20 protein-coding genes are annotated in these 16,407 nt (G+C 37.0%); 17 read left to right on the forward strand and 3 right to left on the reverse strand.

Annotation, left to right across the window (positions count from 1 at the left end; genetic code table 11):
* Positions 1 to 175 precede the first annotated feature (175 nt).
* The 12 genes from BK580_RS10690 to BK580_RS10745 all read left to right on the forward strand — a co-directional run bounded on the left by BK580_RS10690 (position 176) and on the right by BK580_RS10745 (position 11,837).
* Positions 176 to 1,660: a methyl-accepting chemotaxis protein gene (locus BK580_RS10690; protein WP_078380308.1), complete on the forward strand. Its 1,485-nt coding sequence runs from the start codon at positions 176 to 178 to the stop codon at positions 1,658 to 1,660.
* 260 nt (positions 1,661 to 1,920) lie between these two features.
* On the forward strand, positions 1,921 to 2,073 hold the full coding sequence (locus BK580_RS10695; RefSeq protein WP_078380309.1) for a YjcZ family sporulation protein: 153 nt from the start codon (positions 1,921 to 1,923) through the stop codon (positions 2,071 to 2,073).
* 257 nt (positions 2,074 to 2,330) lie between these two features.
* Complete coding sequence (locus BK580_RS10700) at positions 2,331 to 3,665, forward strand: aspartate aminotransferase family protein (RefSeq protein ID WP_078380310.1); 1,335 nt, start codon at positions 2,331 to 2,333, stop codon at positions 3,663 to 3,665.
* Positions 3,666 to 3,679: 14 nt separating this feature from the next.
* On the forward strand, positions 3,680 to 4,396 hold the full coding sequence (locus BK580_RS10705; RefSeq protein WP_078380311.1) for a CoA transferase subunit A: 717 nt from the start codon (positions 3,680 to 3,682) through the stop codon (positions 4,394 to 4,396).
* Positions 4,366 to 5,019, forward strand: a complete 654-nt coding sequence (locus BK580_RS10710) for a 3-oxoacid CoA-transferase subunit B (RefSeq protein ID WP_078380312.1) — start codon at positions 4,366 to 4,368, stop codon at positions 5,017 to 5,019. The genes BK580_RS10705 and BK580_RS10710 overlap by 31 nt, the downstream gene beginning before the upstream one ends.
* A gap of 41 nt (positions 5,020 to 5,060) precedes the next feature.
* Positions 5,061 to 6,329 (forward strand): peptidase, encoded by a 1,269-nt coding sequence (locus BK580_RS10715; RefSeq protein WP_078380313.1) that lies wholly within the window; start codon positions 5,061 to 5,063, stop codon positions 6,327 to 6,329.
* A 137-nt stretch (positions 6,330 to 6,466) separates the two neighbouring features.
* Positions 6,467 to 7,351, forward strand: a complete 885-nt coding sequence (gene ablB, locus BK580_RS10720; RefSeq protein WP_078380314.1) for a putative beta-lysine N-acetyltransferase — start codon at positions 6,467 to 6,469, stop codon at positions 7,349 to 7,351.
* 13 nt (positions 7,352 to 7,364) lie between these two features.
* Positions 7,365 to 8,777, forward strand: coding sequence for a sigma-54 interaction domain-containing protein (locus BK580_RS10725; protein WP_078380315.1), 1,413 nt, complete (start codon positions 7,365 to 7,367; stop codon positions 8,775 to 8,777).
* A 163-nt stretch (positions 8,778 to 8,940) separates the two neighbouring features.
* Positions 8,941 to 10,356, forward strand: a complete 1,416-nt coding sequence (gene kamA, locus BK580_RS10730) for a lysine 2,3-aminomutase (protein WP_078380316.1) — start codon at positions 8,941 to 8,943, stop codon at positions 10,354 to 10,356.
* An 11-nt stretch (positions 10,357 to 10,367) separates the two neighbouring features.
* Positions 10,368 to 10,649 carry a YokU family protein gene (locus tag BK580_RS10735; protein WP_078380317.1) on the forward strand — a complete coding sequence of 94 codons (282 nt, stop codon included), beginning with the start codon at positions 10,368 to 10,370 and terminating at the stop codon, positions 10,647 to 10,649.
* An 81-nt stretch (positions 10,650 to 10,730) separates the two neighbouring features.
* Positions 10,731 to 10,949: a YozE family protein gene (locus tag BK580_RS10740; protein ID WP_078380318.1), complete on the forward strand. Its 219-nt coding sequence runs from the start codon at positions 10,731 to 10,733 to the stop codon at positions 10,947 to 10,949.
* Between the two features lie 180 nt (positions 10,950 to 11,129).
* Positions 11,130 to 11,837, forward strand: a complete 708-nt coding sequence (locus BK580_RS10745) for a hypothetical protein (RefSeq protein ID WP_078380319.1) — start codon at positions 11,130 to 11,132, stop codon at positions 11,835 to 11,837.
* On the opposite strand, the gene BK580_RS23585 is transcribed toward BK580_RS10745, so the two are convergent.
* Complete coding sequence (locus BK580_RS23585) at positions 11,826 to 11,984, reverse strand: hypothetical protein (protein WP_169864931.1); 159 nt, start codon at positions 11,982 to 11,984, stop codon at positions 11,826 to 11,828. The two genes, BK580_RS10745 and BK580_RS23585, sit on opposite strands and share 12 nt — an antisense overlap.
* A gap of 189 nt (positions 11,985 to 12,173) precedes the next feature.
* Here BK580_RS23585 and BK580_RS10750 point away from each other — a divergent pair, with 189 nt between their 5' ends.
* Together BK580_RS10750 and BK580_RS10755 are read left to right on the forward strand one after the other, a co-directional pair.
* A complete protein-coding gene (locus tag BK580_RS10750; protein ID WP_078380320.1) occupies positions 12,174 to 12,347 on the forward strand; it encodes a YozD family protein in 174 nt (57 codons plus the stop codon).
* Positions 12,348 to 12,699: 352 nt separating this feature from the next.
* Positions 12,700 to 13,014, forward strand: coding sequence for a hypothetical protein (locus BK580_RS10755; protein ID WP_078380321.1), 315 nt, complete (start codon positions 12,700 to 12,702; stop codon positions 13,012 to 13,014).
* A gap of 52 nt (positions 13,015 to 13,066) precedes the next feature.
* Here BK580_RS10755 and BK580_RS23590 read toward each other — a convergent pair whose 3' ends face one another.
* Entirely contained in the window at positions 13,067 to 13,213 is a 147-nt protein-coding gene (locus BK580_RS23590) for a hypothetical protein (protein WP_169864934.1), read from the reverse strand.
* Between the two features lie 183 nt (positions 13,214 to 13,396).
* Between BK580_RS23590 and deoD the strand changes: the two genes are divergently transcribed.
* The 3 genes from deoD to BK580_RS10770 all read left to right on the forward strand — a co-directional run bounded on the left by deoD (position 13,397) and on the right by BK580_RS10770 (position 15,591).
* On the forward strand, positions 13,397 to 14,101 hold the full coding sequence (deoD, locus tag BK580_RS10760; RefSeq protein WP_078380322.1) for a purine-nucleoside phosphorylase: 705 nt from the start codon (positions 13,397 to 13,399) through the stop codon (positions 14,099 to 14,101).
* Between the two features lie 61 nt (positions 14,102 to 14,162).
* Entirely contained in the window at positions 14,163 to 14,567 is a 405-nt protein-coding gene (locus BK580_RS10765) for a secondary thiamine-phosphate synthase enzyme YjbQ (RefSeq protein ID WP_078380323.1), read from the forward strand.
* Between the two features lie 169 nt (positions 14,568 to 14,736).
* The gene (locus BK580_RS10770; RefSeq protein ID WP_078380324.1) at positions 14,737 to 15,591 is read left to right on the forward strand and encodes a M15 family metallopeptidase; all 855 of its coding nucleotides are present in this window, start codon (positions 14,737 to 14,739) and stop codon (positions 15,589 to 15,591) included.
* 34 nt (positions 15,592 to 15,625) lie between these two features.
* On the opposite strand, the gene BK580_RS10775 is transcribed toward BK580_RS10770, so the two are convergent.
* A complete protein-coding gene (locus BK580_RS10775; protein WP_211279025.1) occupies positions 15,626 to 16,363 on the reverse strand; it encodes a ZIP family metal transporter in 738 nt (245 codons plus the stop codon).
* Positions 16,364 to 16,407 lie beyond the last annotated feature (44 nt).

Consider the following 16,407-nt stretch of genomic DNA (forward strand, 5'->3'; position numbering starts at 1 on the left):
GATGGTTGTATCCTTTTTTTGTTGTGCTAATTAAAAACAACCCGACCTATTTGTATCGTCACGTCAAAATTCTACAAATTCCTCCCTGCTTTGCAGGATTTTGTAATATAATGAAGAATTATTGAAATAGCTAGTAGAAAAGTAGTAGATTTGCTAATTGAGTGGGGGATCTGTAATGTCGGTTTATAGTATTAAGGAGTTAAAGTATCAAGATTTAATTAACAAAAATAAGTTAATGTTTTTTATCGTAATTTTTTCTTACGCCGCCGGGTTTATTGTTAATGTAATCTACCCTGCATCATCTCTTATTACCTACTCTCTCCTTGGCGCTTTAGTTTTAGGGATTGGTTTGTTTTTTCTAACTATGTGGAAGCAAAGTGTACATAGGCTTGTTCCGTATTTTGCAGTAATTGTCACTTTTTTTGTTTTTTTTCTAATTCTAATTAACCGTGGTGCCTCGTTATCCGGTTTTGTATTACCGTTCTTTGTTTTAATCATTGCTACTGTTTATTTTGACAGAATCGTTTTAGTGATTGGCGGCATTTGTAGCATGATTCTTTTTGTGTTTTCTGTATGGTCCTTCTTAAATGGAAACCTATTAACAGAAGGACAAATTGGAAACATCATTTTGCTATTTTTCCTATTATTTGTTATTACAGGTGTCCAGGTAACAATTGGGAGGAAATTATTTTCTCAATTTGAAAACATTGTTCAAACAATCAAACATGACAATGAAATAAGAGAACAAAAACAAGAAGCTTTTCGAAGTGACGCAATGAAACTGATGGACAGCGTGGAGAAAATTCATGAAAGATTAAGTGTGAATATTCATTCACAACGGGAAATTTCCTTAACTATTCAGGAACTCTCAACAGGAAGTCAAAAGCAAACAGATCATATTGCTGGCATCGCAGAACTCACGAATAATGTAACGACCTTAATGGACCGTATTGTCGATCAATCAAATACTCTATATGAAGACACAGGCTCATCCCAAATGACTGCTTTGGAAGGAAAAAACATGGCAATGGATTTACAGGAAAATATGAGTAGGTTTTCCGATGATGTGAAGCAAGTGGATTCAATCTTCCAGGTATTAACAGAAAAGATTGATGAAACGAATCAATTAACACAGCATATCAAAAAAATAACTGAGCAAACCAATCTCCTGGCACTTAACGCGTCGATTGAAGCAGCTAGAGCAGGAGACGCTGGCAGAGGATTTGCAGTTGTTGCAGATGAAATTAGAAAACTAGCTAGCTTAACAGGGGATACGACGAAAGAAATTACAGAAAATCTTAGCTCTCTTCATATCACGAAAGAGCAAGTATTGCATCAGCTACAACAAAATGTGTTAAAAATGGGGACAAATCTCCAATCCACTGAACAGGTAAACGGGATGTTCAGTCAGATTGGTGAAACATTAGAAAGTTTACTTTCTAATGCAAAGCAGTTTCATCATTTTGCTCACGAAGTAAAAGAAAAAACAAACAACACCGATCATTATACAAATGAAGCTGCAGCATTAATGGAGGAAGCTACTGCAGGTTTACAAGAAATAAGTGCGAACATCGAACAATTAACAGACGAAAATTGGCAAATAGAAACCATTCTGAAAAAAATGCTCCAAATTATTGATGATATGGATCATAAGAAGTGATTTTCTGTAAAAAGCCACTTAATTACTAAATTAATGCTTGTGAAATAATGATTTTGAAAGAACTTAAGGTTGATATTTTAGCTAACCCTTGCTGGTGTTTGGAGCGGAAGTCGTAGACGCCTGCTGAAAATCAACTGCGCCGTTAAACAGAGCCAAAATAATAAATTTGGGTTTATTTTTGAAAAATAGGCAGATGCACATACGAGACAACCACCTAGTTCATAGGTTAGAAGTGTAAATAATAAACAGGAGTGATAATCATGCACGACTACTGTTACTACACTTGTGGACCTTGTGACGGATACCCTTCAGCCGTAGCGCCAGCATATGGTGGCGGCGGAAATACCTTTGTATTAATTGTTGTTTTATTCATCCTCCTAATTATCGTAGGAGCTTGTTACTGTAAGTACTAAGTAAAAAAGAACTGTAATAATTAGAGGTAAGAAATGAAAAACAAAAGTATTATTCCTAGAAATCTCGGAAGGATGATACTTTTATGTTGTCATGAAGAATGAGAATGATCTGAGATTTGAGCAGCTAATCAATTGGTTAGCTGCTTTTTCTATGAAAGAATTCGTTCCTCTGAACATAGACTATATTAAGCTATCTTATGTAAAAAATTTTTGGTTAGTAAACGGTTACAGAACATAGGGGAGGGGAGTAATCGTTTATGGATTATCAATCCTATCTAATAAAACCTTTATTGGATAAAGACTATCCTATAATCAGTCATGGAAGAGGAGTTTATTTGTATGATGTGAATGGCAAAAAATATTTAGATGGCTCCTCAGGTGCTGTTACAGCTAGTATAGGTCATCATGTACAAGCAGTAATTGATGCCATGACAGATCAGGCAAGCAAGGTTTCATTCGTCTATCGTTCACAGTTTAGCAGTTTGCCAGCGGAAAAATTAGCGAAAAAATTGATGAGCATTGCTCCTGGTGATGTAAACTGGTCCTTTTTTGTAAATAGCGGAACAGAATCTATTGAAACAGCGATGAAAATTGCCATTCAATATTGGCAAGAAAAAGGGAAACCAGAGAAAAATCAAATTATATCTAGGTGGAAAAGTTATCACGGAATAACAATAGGAGCTCTCTCTCTCTCTGGGCATGCGGATAGAAGGATTCGGTTTGAAGCATTGTTGGAAAAATCTCCAGTAGTCGAGCCGCCATACTGTTATCGCTGCCCTTTTGATTTGGAGTATCCAGGATGCAAGGTGAAGTGTGCACACGATTTAGAAAGAGCTATATTAGAAATTGGAATTGAAAACATCGCAGCTTTTGTCGCAGAACCAATAGTTGGTGCTGCAGCTGGTGCTATCACACCTCCTGAGGGCTACTATCAACAAATTAAAGAGATATGTAAGAAACATGACATTTTGTTTATTGCAGATGAAGTGATGACAGGGATAGGACGAACAGGGAAAATGTTTGCGATGGAGCATTGGGGTGTCACTCCAGATATTATTTGTATCGGAAAAGGAATGAGTGCAGGCTATACACCAATTGCAGCTACACTAGTTAGTAATTCTATCATTGAAACGATATTAAATGGTTCCAAAATTATTATGAGTGGGCATACGTATAGTGCCAACCCTCAATCTTCGGCTGTAGCCTTAGCAGTATTGGAATATATCGAAAAGGAAAACTTGGTAGAAAACGCAAGAGTAATAGGCTTGTATTTAAGGAATGAACTTGAGACGCTTCAAAAAAAGTTTTCTTTTATCGGTGACGTAAGAGGAAAAGGGTTACTTCTAGGAATGGAAATAGTTGCTGATCATACAACGAAATATCCATTCTCACATGAAAAAGCGGTTACTTTAAAACTTATTGAAAAAGCACAAAAAAATGGACTCCTCCTATATCCAGCAGCAGCAGGAACAGAAGGAATAGGAGGAGATGCTATTATCATTGCGCCTCCTCTCTCTATAACGAAAGAAGAAGTCGATGAACTTGTTACTATTCTAGAAAAAACACTGACAGAACTTAAAGAAGAATTATAAGGAGTGTCTGCAGGGTGGAGAAGGTTCAAAATATATTCGGGAAACTTAAAACATATAATGATATCTTACCAATGTTTAAGGATGAGGCTTCCATCATGTTTGGCGGCTTTGGTGGAGTTGGTACACCACCAACTTTAGTCGATATTATTTTCCAATCAAAGGCAAAAAAACTAACGCTTATTGGAAATGATGCTGGATTTCCTACTATTGGGATTGGGAAAATTGTATCTGAAGGAAGGGCGAAGAAGCTAATCGCCTCACATATCGGTTCCAATCCTATAGCAGGTAAGTTAATGACAGAGGGAAAACTTGATGTGGAATTTAATCCTCAAGGTACATTGGCTGAGAGAATGAGAGCAGGCGGTGTTGGATTAGGCGGTATATTGATAGATGTTGGGATTACAAGTGAAGTTGTTACGAAAAATAAAAAGATTGTGAGCTTGGAAGGACATGACTTTATTTTAGAAACAGCCTTAACTGCGGATATTTCCATTATCTATGCAAAAAAGGCAGATCCATACGGTAACTTAATTTTTGATAAAAGTGCTAGAAACACCAATCCACTTGCGGCCATGGCCGGAAATTTAACCATCGTAGAAGTGGAGGAATTTGTTCCACTTGGAGCCTTAAATCCAGAAGAAATAATCACACCTGGTGTATATGTGGATTACATGATTCAAAGTGAGGGAGTGAATTGGAAGTGGGTGTGGGAGGAAACATACGGAACTTAATTGCTAATAGAGCAGCACAAGAAATTAAAGACGGGATGGTTGTGAATTTAGGGATCGGGATACCATCTCTAGTGCCGAACCATCTTTCAAAAGAGTTGAACGTTATGTTCCATGCGGAAAACGGTGTGCTTGGAATGGGGCCAACACCTCCAATGGGCGAAGAGGATGAAAACTTGTGTAATGCAGCTGGATATCCGGTAACAGTTCACAACGGGGCAGCGTATTTCGATAGTACCGTTGCTTTTGGAATGATCCGACGAGGGAAGCTAGATATAACGATACTTGGTTCCCTTCAAGTAAGTGAAAAAGGAGATTTAGCCAATTGGATTGTCCCAGGAAAGCGTGTACCTGGAATGGGTGGGGCGATGGAATTATCTCAAAAAGCCAAAAAGGTAATTGTTTTAATGAATCATTGTGATAAAAATGGAGAATCGAAAATTCTTCCAGCTTGCACACTTCCTATTACTACACCAAGATGTGTCAATTTAATCATAACGGAACTAGCTGTGCTAGAAATCACAAGAAATGGACTAGTTTTGCAAGAGCTAATGCCTGGAGTAACGCTTGAAACAGTTACGCTAAAGACAAATGCACCTTTTACTTTATCACCATCTTTCAAATAGAATAAGTTATTTCTTTTTCGGTTTCAGAGGGGGATGAGAAAATGGAAAGCAAGGTGAAGGAGATTCATGGCTGGATTGCTAAGAATAAAGGAAAAGCAGTGAAACTCTTGCAGCGACTAGTGCAGGAAAAGAGCGTACAAGGTAATGAAAGCTCTGCCCAAGCGGTAGTGATTGAGGCATGCAGGGAAATGGGACTAGAGATTGATATATGGGAGCCAGACGGAAAAGAGTTAAAGGAACACGAGAATTTTGTTTCTACTAGGGAATATTTCTCAGATTCTCCCAATGTGGTAGCAGTCTGGAAAGGATCAGGGGGCGGTCGCTCCATCATCTTAAATGGGCATATTGATGTCGTGCCTGAAGGAGATCGGAATCAGTGGGATTGTGATCCATACGAAGGGAAAGTAGAAAATGGTAAAGTGTACGGACGTGGGACAACAGATATGAAGGGTGGGAATGTCTCGATGTTACTTGCGGTAGAAGCCCTTCAAGCTGCTGGAATAAAGTTAAAAGGAGATGTCATTTTTCAAAGTGTCATTGAAGAAGAAAGTGGCGGTGCAGGATCGTTAGCAGCGATTTTACGAGGATACAAAGCGGATGCAGCACTTATTCCTGAACCCACTAATCTTAAGATTTTTCCAAAGCAACAAGGCTCGATGTGGTTCCGTATTAAGGTGAAAGGAAAATCAGCTCATGGTGGAACGAGATACGAAGGAGTTAGTGCGATTGAAAAAAGTATGCTTGTCGTCGAGAAAATAAGGAAGCTAGAAAAAGTAAGAAACGAACGTGTCAAAGATCCATTATACGAAAAAATTCCGATTCCCTTGCCAATAAATATTGGGAAAATCGCTGGAGGATCATGGCCATCCTCGGTACCTGACGAATTGACGCTAGAAGGAAGAATAGGTGTAGGTCCAGAAGAATCGATGTTTGATGTCCAACAAGAAATGGAAGCATTCCTTCAAACCTTACAAGCAGAGGATAAATGGTTTGCTGACCATCCTGTGGAGCTCGAATGGTATGGGGCAAGATGGGTACCTGGCTCTGTTGATGGAAAACATCCCTTTGTCGAACTAATAAAGAAAAACTATCAAGGAGTAACGAAAAAAGAAGCAATTCTCGAGGCCTCACCCTGGGGAACAGATGGTGGACTATTTACACAAGTGGCCAAAATTCCTACGGTCGTATTTGGGCCAGGTACGACAGAGGTTGCTCATTATCCAAATGAGTATATCTCTATTGAAAATATGCTTTCAGTAGCTGAAATTATTGCACTAACTTTAGTAGATTGGTGTGAAATTGCTCAATAATAAGTAGGAGAATCGTTTGTGCTTCATGCATATCGATTCTTTTTTATGCTTCAAACTTTGAACTTGAAGGAAAAAATGTACAATATAAAGGGGAATTCCTAGTTCAATATCGAACAAGTATCATGAGGAGTGATTAGATGAAAGAAAGAGGAGAACGTTTTATCATCCAAAATGAGTACATTTATTTAAAAGGATACAAAGATTTTTATAATGAACGACTAAAATTAGAAGACTTTCGGGGAGACATAAAAAAGGTGTTTATCGAGCTAGAAAGCTTACAACAAGAAGAATATGTAAAAAAAACAATTGTGCAAAGTCGCGCAGAAAAATTAGGTTACTTTATCGAAGCTGGCTTTACGTTAGAAGCAATCGTAAAAGGTTATTACTTAGGAACAGATGCGTATTATTTCTGTAAATATAAAGAGTTAAGTCGTTTTACTAGTGAAAAGTGGGGGGAGGAGGATCAGATTTTAGAGGGAGTGAAGCAGAAGAGTCGCTCTGAAAATGGAAAATCAGGTTCAATGCTACAAATAAGAAAAGCTACAATAGAAGATGCGAATAATTTATCGCGTTTTTATGCAAGTGTATTTCCGATTTATCCAGTACCTATTGAAAGTCCTGAATACGTGACACAACAAATTAAGGATAATACAATTTTTCACCTGATTGAAGAAAATGGAATAATTATTGCTGCAGCCTCAGCTGAGATAAATCGAGAATATAAGAATGCAGAAATTACCGATTGTGCGACGCTCCCTTCTCATCGAAAAGGGGGATACATGAATGACATAATCCGTAGTTTAGAGGAGGAGCTAATTCAAAACCAAGTATTCTGTAGTTATTCGATAGCAAGAGCCCTATCGTTTGGTATGAATGCTGTGCTTCATAATTTAAATTATTCCTATTCTGGAAGACTAAAAAATAATTGTTATATTTATGACAAAATAGAAGATATGAATGTTTGGAGTAAGGATCTATCCAGAGTTTGTGCCGAAAATTCAGCAGATACTGCTATAAATTAGGCAGGTGAAGCGAATGAAAAGATCAAGCCTACTTTCTAAGGAAATGTTAGAAGCTATCTTAAATGGAATTGATGAGGCGATACATGCTGTTGATCAAGAAGGTGTCACCATTTACTATAATAAAATTGCAGCTGAGCATGACGGGATGAAGGTGGAAGAAGTAATGGGGAAACACATTTTACATGTTTTTCCCTCATTAACAGAGTACACAAGTACTTTGTTAAAAGTACTCAAGACTAAAAAAGCTATCTATCATCAAAATCAGAGGTTCGAAAATAAAAATGGCAAGCTGATAGAAACCATCAATACTACCATACCAATCCTTGATGGAGAGCAGTTAATTGGAGCGGTGGAAATTGCAAAAAACTACGGACAAGTAAAATCCCTCTCAAATAAACTGATGGATCTGCAAACGAAAATGTATCATAAAAATGAGAAGAATCAAAGAAGTTCTCCGGAAATTACTTTATCATTGGAAAATTTTATTACAGTAGATCCAGTATGTAAGCAAGTAGTTGCAGAAGCCAATTTGTTCGCTTCTACTTCACTACCAATTATTATTTACGGGGAAACAGGTACAGGAAAGGAAATCATCGCACAGGGAATACATCAGGCTTCTTTAAGAAAAACAGCCCCTTTTATTACACAAAACTGTGGTGCGATACCAGAATCTCTTCTAGAGAGCATACTATTCGGAACGGAAAAAGGAAGTTATACCGGGGCAATAGAGAGAGTGGGTCTCCTTGAACTAGCTAACGGCGGGACGTTATTCTTAGATGAATTAAATTCCATGCCGGTGGAGCTACAAACAAAGTTATTGAGGGTATTAGAAGACGGTACCATCCGAAGAGTTGGAGGCACAAAAACACATAGAGTGGATGTAAGAATTATTACTGCGATGAATGAATCACCAGAATATTGTTTAAAGCAAGAGAGGTTAAGAGAAGACCTGTACTTTCGATTAAGTACATGCTCAATCATCCTGCCACCATTAAGGGAAAGACCTCATGATATTCTCGTACTAGCAAACTATTTTCTAACAACTTTACCAACCACTTCATTTCATCCTTCTTCCAAACCAATGCAGCTTTGTGAACAAGTTGAAAAGAAGTTGCTGTCTTATTCATGGCCAGGTAATGTTAGGGAATTAAAGAATACAATGGAATACGTTCTTATAAAAGCGAAGGAAAGTGTAATTACCGAGCTAGATCTACCCAAAAGGTTTCTCCAAAGAACCTATTCCACTTTACAAATACATGATAAACCGTTGAAACAAGTTCTACTAGAAACAGAAAAACAAATTATCCAAAACGCCTTATTAAAAACCGATGGAAATGTCTTACGTGCAGCAAAGTATTTGGATATTCCAAGACAAACTCTCCAATATAAAATTTCGAAAATGCAAGAAATACAGGAAGGGACCTAGCATTATTGCGCTAGGTCCTTTCTGCCGAAAAATGGGCATAAAAAAACTCTAGGGTAAAGGACGAATAACAGAATCGCTACTCTTTACATATATAAATAGTAACTAGGCAACTTTACCAGTTGGCACGGTTATTGCATTTCGTAGGTAAAGGGAGGAGATAGAGATGAGAATGGATTTATATACGCCCGATCGCCATTGGAAGGAGATAGAGCTTTGGAAAGATGTTACAGAGGAGCAGTGGAATGATTGGATTTGGCAATTAACGAATACTATTAGAACGCTGGAGGATTTGAAGAAGGTTATTAATTTAACACCTGAGGAAGAAGAGGGTGTTAAAATTTCAACCAAAACAATTCCTTTAAATATAACGCCATATTATGCTTCCTTAATGAATCCAGATGATCCTAGATGTCCTATTAGAATGCAGTCAGTCCCAATATCAAAGGAAATCTATAAAACAAAATACGATTTAGAGGATCCTTTGCATGAAGATGAAGATTCACCGGTTCCAGGGTTAACGCATCGCTATCCGGACCGAGTACTATTTTTAGTGACAAATCAATGTTCGATGTATTGCCGTTATTGCACAAGAAGAAGGTTTTCCGGACAAATAGGTATGGGAGTGCCGAAAAAACAGCTGGATGCAGCAATTGCTTATATAGCAGCGAACGAACAAGTGCGTGATTGTTTAATCTCCGGTGGAGACGGGCTGCTTATTAACGATCAAATACTTGAATACATCTTGAAGAACCTTCGCGCTATCCCTCATTTAGAGATTATTAGAATTGGTACACGTGCACCAGTAGTTTTTCCACAAAGAATTACCGAGAATTTATGTAATATTCTAAAGAAGTATCACCCAGTTTGGCTCAATACTCATTTTAACACTTCTATAGAAATTACAGAGGAATCTAAATTAGCCTGTGAAATGCTTGTAAATGCAGGGGTCCCAGTTGGGAATCAAGCGGTCATTTTAGCTGGAATTAATGACAGTGTACCGATCATGAAAAAACTGATGCATGATTTAGTGAAAATAAGAGTACGGCCATATTACATCTATCAGTGTGATCTTTCAGAAGGAATTGGTCATTTTCGTGCACCGGTTTCTAAAGGGTTAGAAATTATTGAAGGACTAAGAGGGCATACCTCAGGATACGCAGTCCCAACTTTTGTCGTCGATGCACCTGGAGGGGGAGGGAAAATTGCTGTCCAACCGAATTATATTATCTCACAAAGTGCTAATAAGGTTGTGTTGCGAAACTTCGAAGGGGTTATTACGACTTATCCAGAACCGGAGAATTACATTCCAGGTCGAGCAGAAGCTTATTTTGAAGGAATATATGCCAATATGGAGGAAAAACGGTCTAATATTGGGATTGCTGGTCTGATGAATGACACACAATTTAACCTTGTTCCAGAAGGATTAAACAGGCTCAATCGCAGAAAAAATTATGAGATAGATCCAGATCATACTACCCTTAAGGATAAACGAGGCAAAAGAGACGAGCTAAAGGAAAAGAAGTTTCAAGCCCAGCAACAAAAGTATAGCGACGTCGACAAAACAAGTGAAAGTAGTTAGGAGGTAAGGTGATGACTTGTAAATGGTGTGATACCCCCAACTCATGTGAAGTGTCAGAAAGTACGGTTTATTGGGAGCTTCCTGATGGGCTAAGAGCTATAACAATAACAGCTACTCCTTCTGTTACTTGTCATGCATGTGGCATGCAATACCAAGAAGATGAAACGACAAAGGAAATAGAAGATCAGCTTTTTTTAATCAATACGAAGGAGCTAGAAAGTGAGCTGTCCTATAAGGCTCTAATGGCTAAAGCAAGATTATTGAAACGTAATTACTTTGATTTTAGCAACTAATTTGCATTTTTCTAAGCAGGAGTTCTTAACAATAAAAAGAATTTCATGTAGAATGAGAGAAAAAACTAGGTGTGTGTATTCATGAGAAAGTCATTTTATCATTATATTTTAAAATATCGTCATGCTTTAAAAAAGAATGACATTAGCATCTTTGCTAATCATGCATATGAAGATCATAGCTTTCCAAAAAATTCTACGGATTATCATGAAATTAGTAGTTATTTAGAATTGAATGGTCAGTATCTATCAAGCATGTCAATATTTGATGAGGCATGGGAGCTTTATAAGCAGGATGTATAGGCTATTTAAAGAATGGCATGTTCGCAAGGGTGCGAGCGTGTCATTTTTTATGTTTTTTTTTCAAAAGCGTTACCCCTCATTCATCCGCGCTCGTTTTTTATTTCCTCTTTAGCGATTTTACCTTTCCGTGCATATAATAGATTAATTACAAAGCCACAGTGACAAATGGGGAGAAATGAAATGGCGAAGAAAAAGAAACCAAATAAACCTAAATATAAAATTGGTGACATCGTTGTCATCACCATTTATGGAACAGTCGGGAAAATAACGGATAGGAAGCAAATTGACGGAGCATACGTATATGAAGTTAACTCAAGTGAGGGGCTTTATCAGGAGGAGACATTAGCCTTTGTGTCTGAGTATGAAGGGAAAGTACTAGTCACCGAACGCTTGGATATAAAATATCTTTATTTTATTGGAGATATTGTCCATGTATCTGGGTATGGCACAGAGCTATTTAAAATAGTAGGATTTCGCACAGAAATTTGGCGATATAAAGAAGACTCTTGGGAGGATATCATTTACGAGTTAACAAGACTGTCAGATGGGGAATGGTTAGAAGCTGGGGAAGAAGAATTAACCATGGTGGTACATCATGATCATGCAGAAATTCTCATTCATAAACTTGGTTTGTCCTATATGTTCAACAAAGAAAATACAAGCTTGGAGTTGTATAATCCCATGACAGGATCAAACAAACACTACAAAAAAGAAGAGTATAATCAAGAATATCAACGGATTATTGATGGGTTATTAGATGTGTATAATGACTATAAAGTATTATATGATTTATTTGGAGATGAAGAATACAAAGAAGTAATGAATCTTGTCGTAAAAAACTTAAAAAAATACATGGATGGCAAAAAACATAGTCAATTAGAAAAATAAAAAGGAGAATTGTAGAAGTAAAAATAGTATAAAAGGAACTCCAACTATAGCAGTTAACGTAACAATGACATTACTCATCTTATCTAAAATCGGTAACAATACTTCTTCTTCTCCTAATTTTTCCATATTTGATAAATGTTCTTTCATTTCCAACTACCCCCTTTTGATTATCTGCTTGTCCAACATACTTAAAAATATGTTTCCCACCTAAAAATTATGATTTTTTTCTTTTTTTTAAAAACATTTCTGGTAAAAGTAGAAACTAATGGATTATTATAGAGGGTAAGACATATATCTAGAAAGACGTACATAAACCTTTAAAAAAGGGGTGATATTGTGAAAGAAATCGAGGTAGTCATTGATACAGAGGAGATAGCCGAATTCTTTTACAATGAGCTGGTAAGACGAGGGTATGTCCCAGCGGAGAGTGAGATTGAGGAATTAGCAGACATCATGTTTGATTATTTGTTAGACAAATGCATTATTGATGAAGAGATGGATGTAGAATAATTAATGCATTTCCCTCATTCTGTTCCCAACATGTAAACGGTATTTGGTAGAGATTACTACAGAAGCTCTTCTTGACCTCTAAGCCCAATAATTCAATTTATTGTAATTGTTAACGGCGGGACAATACTCGTCGTTTTTTTAATTTGGAACTAGCTCTTTTCTGAAAATGAAAGTCTGAATTTTTAGAAAAAAACACTATTAAGTAAGAAGGAATGACAGTTTTGGAGAGGTTGGTGGTAGTTTTCTTCAAATATCACTTCTATTCGACAAAACTTTTTATTATTTTATGAAGGAATCGACAGGGTAAGTTTCTAATTAATAAGGTATAGAAATGGTTAAGGAGTGATAAAGGATGTTGGCGATAAAAAGAATGATGAAAATTGGTTCGGGAGAATACGATGTCACCATTATGCAAACACCGAATTATGGAGAATCCAAAGGTTATGCTCCAATATTACGTTTAACCATGGAAGCAAGTAACCACAAAGAATTAATTAGTAAAGTGTATAAGAAGTTTAATGTAACAGATTCTATCCCACAAAATTATGTAGGAAGATTTATCGGTACAGGGGATGTCCTCATGATTGATGAAGGAACTTTTGGGATAAGTTATTATCGATTAGAATTTGGTGGGTGGAAAAAAATAAATAGAGTGCAGGTACGCTAACGTAATTTATATGGGCAGTCAAGAAAGGCTGCCCATAATTTAGTGATAATAGTTAAGATTGATGATTCCCTGGTCCGTTTTTTCGACCGTTTGGAGAAAATTCTTTTTTATGAGCTGTTTGTTCAGCTTCAATTGCTTCGGGAGGAATGTGATTATTTTTCTTTGGAGCATTAATACGATTTCGGTGTTTTTTACCCATCTACGTGTTACCTCCTAGATAATATAATTCTTTATCTAAACTTTGTTCCTTAATATGTTTTGCTGAAAAAGAAAAAGCATGCGTTTCTTTTTGTTTCGTTCTTTTGAAACAAGGTAAAGATATGGTATAGTAGTGTTTGTTACAAAATGAAGTATGAGATCTAGGTAATTAGGAGGTAACACAATGAGTGTACATATTGGAGCAAAACAAGGTGAAATTGCAGAAACGATTCTTCTACCTGGAGATCCGTTACGTGCTAAGTATATAGCGGAAACGTTTTTAGAAGATGCCGTTTGTTATAATGAAGTAAGAGGGATGCTTGGGTTTACTGGGACATATAAAGGAGAACGTATTTCTGTCCAAGGAACAGGCATGGGTGTTCCATCGATTTCTATCTATGTTAATGAATTAATGAACGAATATAATGTTCAAAACTTGGTCCGTGTTGGAACTTGTGGTGCGATTCAAAAAGACGTTAAAGTTCGTGACGTCATACTAGCAATGAGTGCTTCCACTGATTCTCAAATGAATCGTTTAACTTTTGGTGGAGTTGACTATGCACCAACAGCAAGTTTTGACTTGCTTAAGAAAGCATACGATGTAGGTGTAGAAAAAGGACTAAACCTGAAAGTTGGGAATGTCTTCACGGCTGACATGTTCTATAACGATAATGGCGAATTAGAAAAATGGGCGAAGTATGGCATTCTCGCAATCGAAATGGAGTCTGCTGCACTATATACGCTTGCTGCTAAGTATGGAAGAAATGCACTATCAGTTCTTACAGTGAGCGACCATATTTTAACAGGGGAAGAGACTACTTCTGAAGAACGTCAATCTACCTTCAGCGAAATGATGGAAGTAGCGTTAGAAGCAGTAATTAAAAAATAATAAAGATAAAAGTCCTTGGTTATTCAAGGGCTTTTTCTATAAAAAAGGGAGCTGGAAAAGTATGTTAATTACATTGGAGCTTTCAACTAGCAAACAAGATGAGTGGAAAGACATTACAGATAAAGTTAATGATGCACTTAGATCCACGAATGTAATGGATGGCATAGTGGTAGTGTATTGTCCTCACACTACTGCTGGTATCACTATCAATGAAAATGCTGATCCCGACGTAGTAACGGATGTGCAAATGAGGCTTCATGAGGTGTATCCTTGGGACCATCCAAGATATTTGCATATGGAGGGAAATACTGCGGCTCATTTAAAAGCCATTACAGTAGGAAACTCTCAGCAAATAATAATTGATAATGGTGAACTAGTCTTAGGAACCTGGCAAGGAATATTTTTCTGTGAATTTGATGGTCCACGTAAAAGAACGGTCCATTTAAAAATTATCGGTGCTAAATAGGTAAAATGTCCTTATTTATTTAAATCTGTTATTTTCTATAGTAAATCTTTTTACGATTAAACAATTTAATGTTAAACTATGTGGTATGCTTCGCTATTTGGTGAGGCATTTATTTTTGTTTTAATATGCTTTATTGAATTTTATTAGGGAAAATAAAAAGGTGATTGTAATGAAATATAAATTAGCAGTAATTTCTATCGTGAGTGTATTTTTAATCACAGGATGTTCCAATCAGATGAAAGATATTAATTGGAAGTTCTGGGAGTATTTTAACAAGGAAGAGCAAGCTGTAAATGAAGTTCCCGAAGAAGTAGAAGAGGAACCAACCGATGAAGATCAGGTGGAACCGATTGAAGAAGAGCCAGAAACGCCTACTCCAAATGAAGATGAATATTTATTAGAAGAACCGTTTTTCACTGTTTTAAATGAGGATCAAGTTATTGAAAATACAGAAAACATATTAATTGTTGTAAATAAAGAACAATCCCTACCTGCTGACTATGTACCTAGTGATTTAGCTATTCCAGATGTAGCTTTTTCTTTTGACGGAGATTATGACAAAAAATATTTAAGAGAAGAAGCAGCGCGAGCACTCGAGGAATTATTTTCAGTTGCAGCTAGTGAAAATGTGGAACTGTTTGCAGTCTCTGGGTATCGTTCTTATGAAACCCAGTACGGTATTTATAACAGCTACATTAAGAGATGGGGAGAAGAAAAAACAAATGCTGTCTCAGCAATCCCAGGTCATAGTGAGCATCAAACTGGTTTAGCGATGGATGTATCTAGTAGATCAGCTGCACTGGATTTGACAGAGGAATTCGGTGAGACTGTTGAGGGTAAATGGATTAAGAAAAACGCGGGAAAACATGGGTTCATCATTCGTTATCCTAAAGGTAAAGAAGTCATCACAGGTTATCAATATGAGCCATGGCACCTTCGATATGTTGGCAAAGATGTGGCTACATATATTCAAGAAAACGATTTAACATTAGAAGAATTTTTCGATAGAGCAATTAAACAATAATAGAAATGGCCCCGCCTTGGACTGGCGGGGCTTCTTATATAATGCAACTAGATAGAATATATGAACAGAGTAAACCTATGGCAGAAAGTAACCCAACGATCGGACCACCCTCTTCAAAAGCTTCTGGCATCATAGTAGAGGACACCATCGCAATAATCCCACCTGCTGCTAATCCACTAACTAGGTACATGTATTCCTCACTTAACTCCTTAAATGTCACAAAGCCTAAAAAAGAACTTAAAGAAGTGAGGCCGAAGACGATAATCCACATTAACATAATTTTTTTATTCGTATACCCATCTTTTTTTAATCCGACAGAACTAGAGAGAGCTTCTGGGAAATTGCTCATAAAAATGGCAAATACGATAACCCAACTCACGGTATTATCTTTCAAAATACTTACGCCGATGATTATTGATTCAGGAACAGCATCAATTATCGACCCAATAAATATCGCCATCCCAGAACCGGAGGAATTACCTTTTTTACCTTTAGAACGCTTTCGCTCCTTTCCACCTTTTTTGCTTATTAGTAATTCTGCAATCGTAAAGAGAATCGCTCCAATCAAGAAACCAAATATACAGTAGCTATACCCAGTTTTCCCCTCAACTTTTCCTAACAGCTCAAAAGATGCTGCACCAATTAAAATTCCAGTTCCAAGGGCCATTATAAAACCTGTTAATTTTCGAGGCATAGGGACAAACAACCCTATGACAGCACCCAATACAAGTGCTAGACCAGCAATAGCTCCCCAAAATAATGCTTGTGCCAAAAATATTCACCCTAGCTTTCATCAATCTCTATTACTAATGTGTA

Source organism: Sutcliffiella halmapala (assembly GCF_002019665.1).
GTDB classification, from domain to species: Bacteria; Bacillota; Bacilli; order Bacillales; family Bacillaceae_I; genus Sutcliffiella_A; species Sutcliffiella_A halmapala.

What these genes read in the sequence shown, in the direction of transcription:
- kamA (WP_078380316.1), top strand. Translation starts at nt 8,941, where the DNA reads ATGAGAATGGATTTATATACGCCCGATCGCCATTGGAAGGAGATAGAG.
- BK580_RS10740 (WP_078380318.1), top strand. Translation starts at nt 10,731, where the DNA reads ATGAGAAAGTCATTTTATCATTATATTTTAAAATATCGTCATGCTTTA.
- BK580_RS10770 (WP_078380324.1), top strand. Translation starts at nt 14,737, where the DNA reads ATGAAATATAAATTAGCAGTAATTTCTATCGTGAGTGTATTTTTAATC.
- BK580_RS10755 (WP_078380321.1), top strand. Translation starts at nt 12,700, where the DNA reads ATGTTGGCGATAAAAAGAATGATGAAAATTGGTTCGGGAGAATACGAT.
- BK580_RS10765 (WP_078380323.1), top strand. Translation starts at nt 14,163, where the DNA reads ATGTTAATTACATTGGAGCTTTCAACTAGCAAACAAGATGAGTGGAAA.
- BK580_RS10690 (WP_078380308.1), top strand. Translation starts at nt 176, where the DNA reads ATGTCGGTTTATAGTATTAAGGAGTTAAAGTATCAAGATTTAATTAAC.
- BK580_RS10735 (WP_078380317.1), top strand. Translation starts at nt 10,368, where the DNA reads ATGACTTGTAAATGGTGTGATACCCCCAACTCATGTGAAGTGTCAGAA.
- BK580_RS10745 (WP_078380319.1), top strand. Translation starts at nt 11,130, where the DNA reads ATGGCGAAGAAAAAGAAACCAAATAAACCTAAATATAAAATTGGTGAC.
- BK580_RS23590 (WP_169864934.1), bottom strand. Translation starts at nt 13,213, where the DNA reads ATGGGTAAAAAACACCGAAATCGTATTAATGCTCCAAAGAAAAATAAT.
- BK580_RS10700 (WP_078380310.1), top strand. Translation starts at nt 2,331, where the DNA reads ATGGATTATCAATCCTATCTAATAAAACCTTTATTGGATAAAGACTAT.
- BK580_RS10695 (WP_078380309.1), top strand. Translation starts at nt 1,921, where the DNA reads ATGCACGACTACTGTTACTACACTTGTGGACCTTGTGACGGATACCCT.
- ablB (WP_078380314.1), top strand. Translation starts at nt 6,467, where the DNA reads ATGAAAGAAAGAGGAGAACGTTTTATCATCCAAAATGAGTACATTTAT.
- BK580_RS10725 (WP_078380315.1), top strand. Translation starts at nt 7,365, where the DNA reads ATGAAAAGATCAAGCCTACTTTCTAAGGAAATGTTAGAAGCTATCTTA.
- BK580_RS23585 (WP_169864931.1), bottom strand. Translation starts at nt 11,984, where the DNA reads ATGAAAGAACATTTATCAAATATGGAAAAATTAGGAGAAGAAGAAGTA.
- deoD (WP_078380322.1), top strand. Translation starts at nt 13,397, where the DNA reads ATGAGTGTACATATTGGAGCAAAACAAGGTGAAATTGCAGAAACGATT.
- BK580_RS10715 (WP_078380313.1), top strand. Translation starts at nt 5,061, where the DNA reads ATGGAAAGCAAGGTGAAGGAGATTCATGGCTGGATTGCTAAGAATAAA.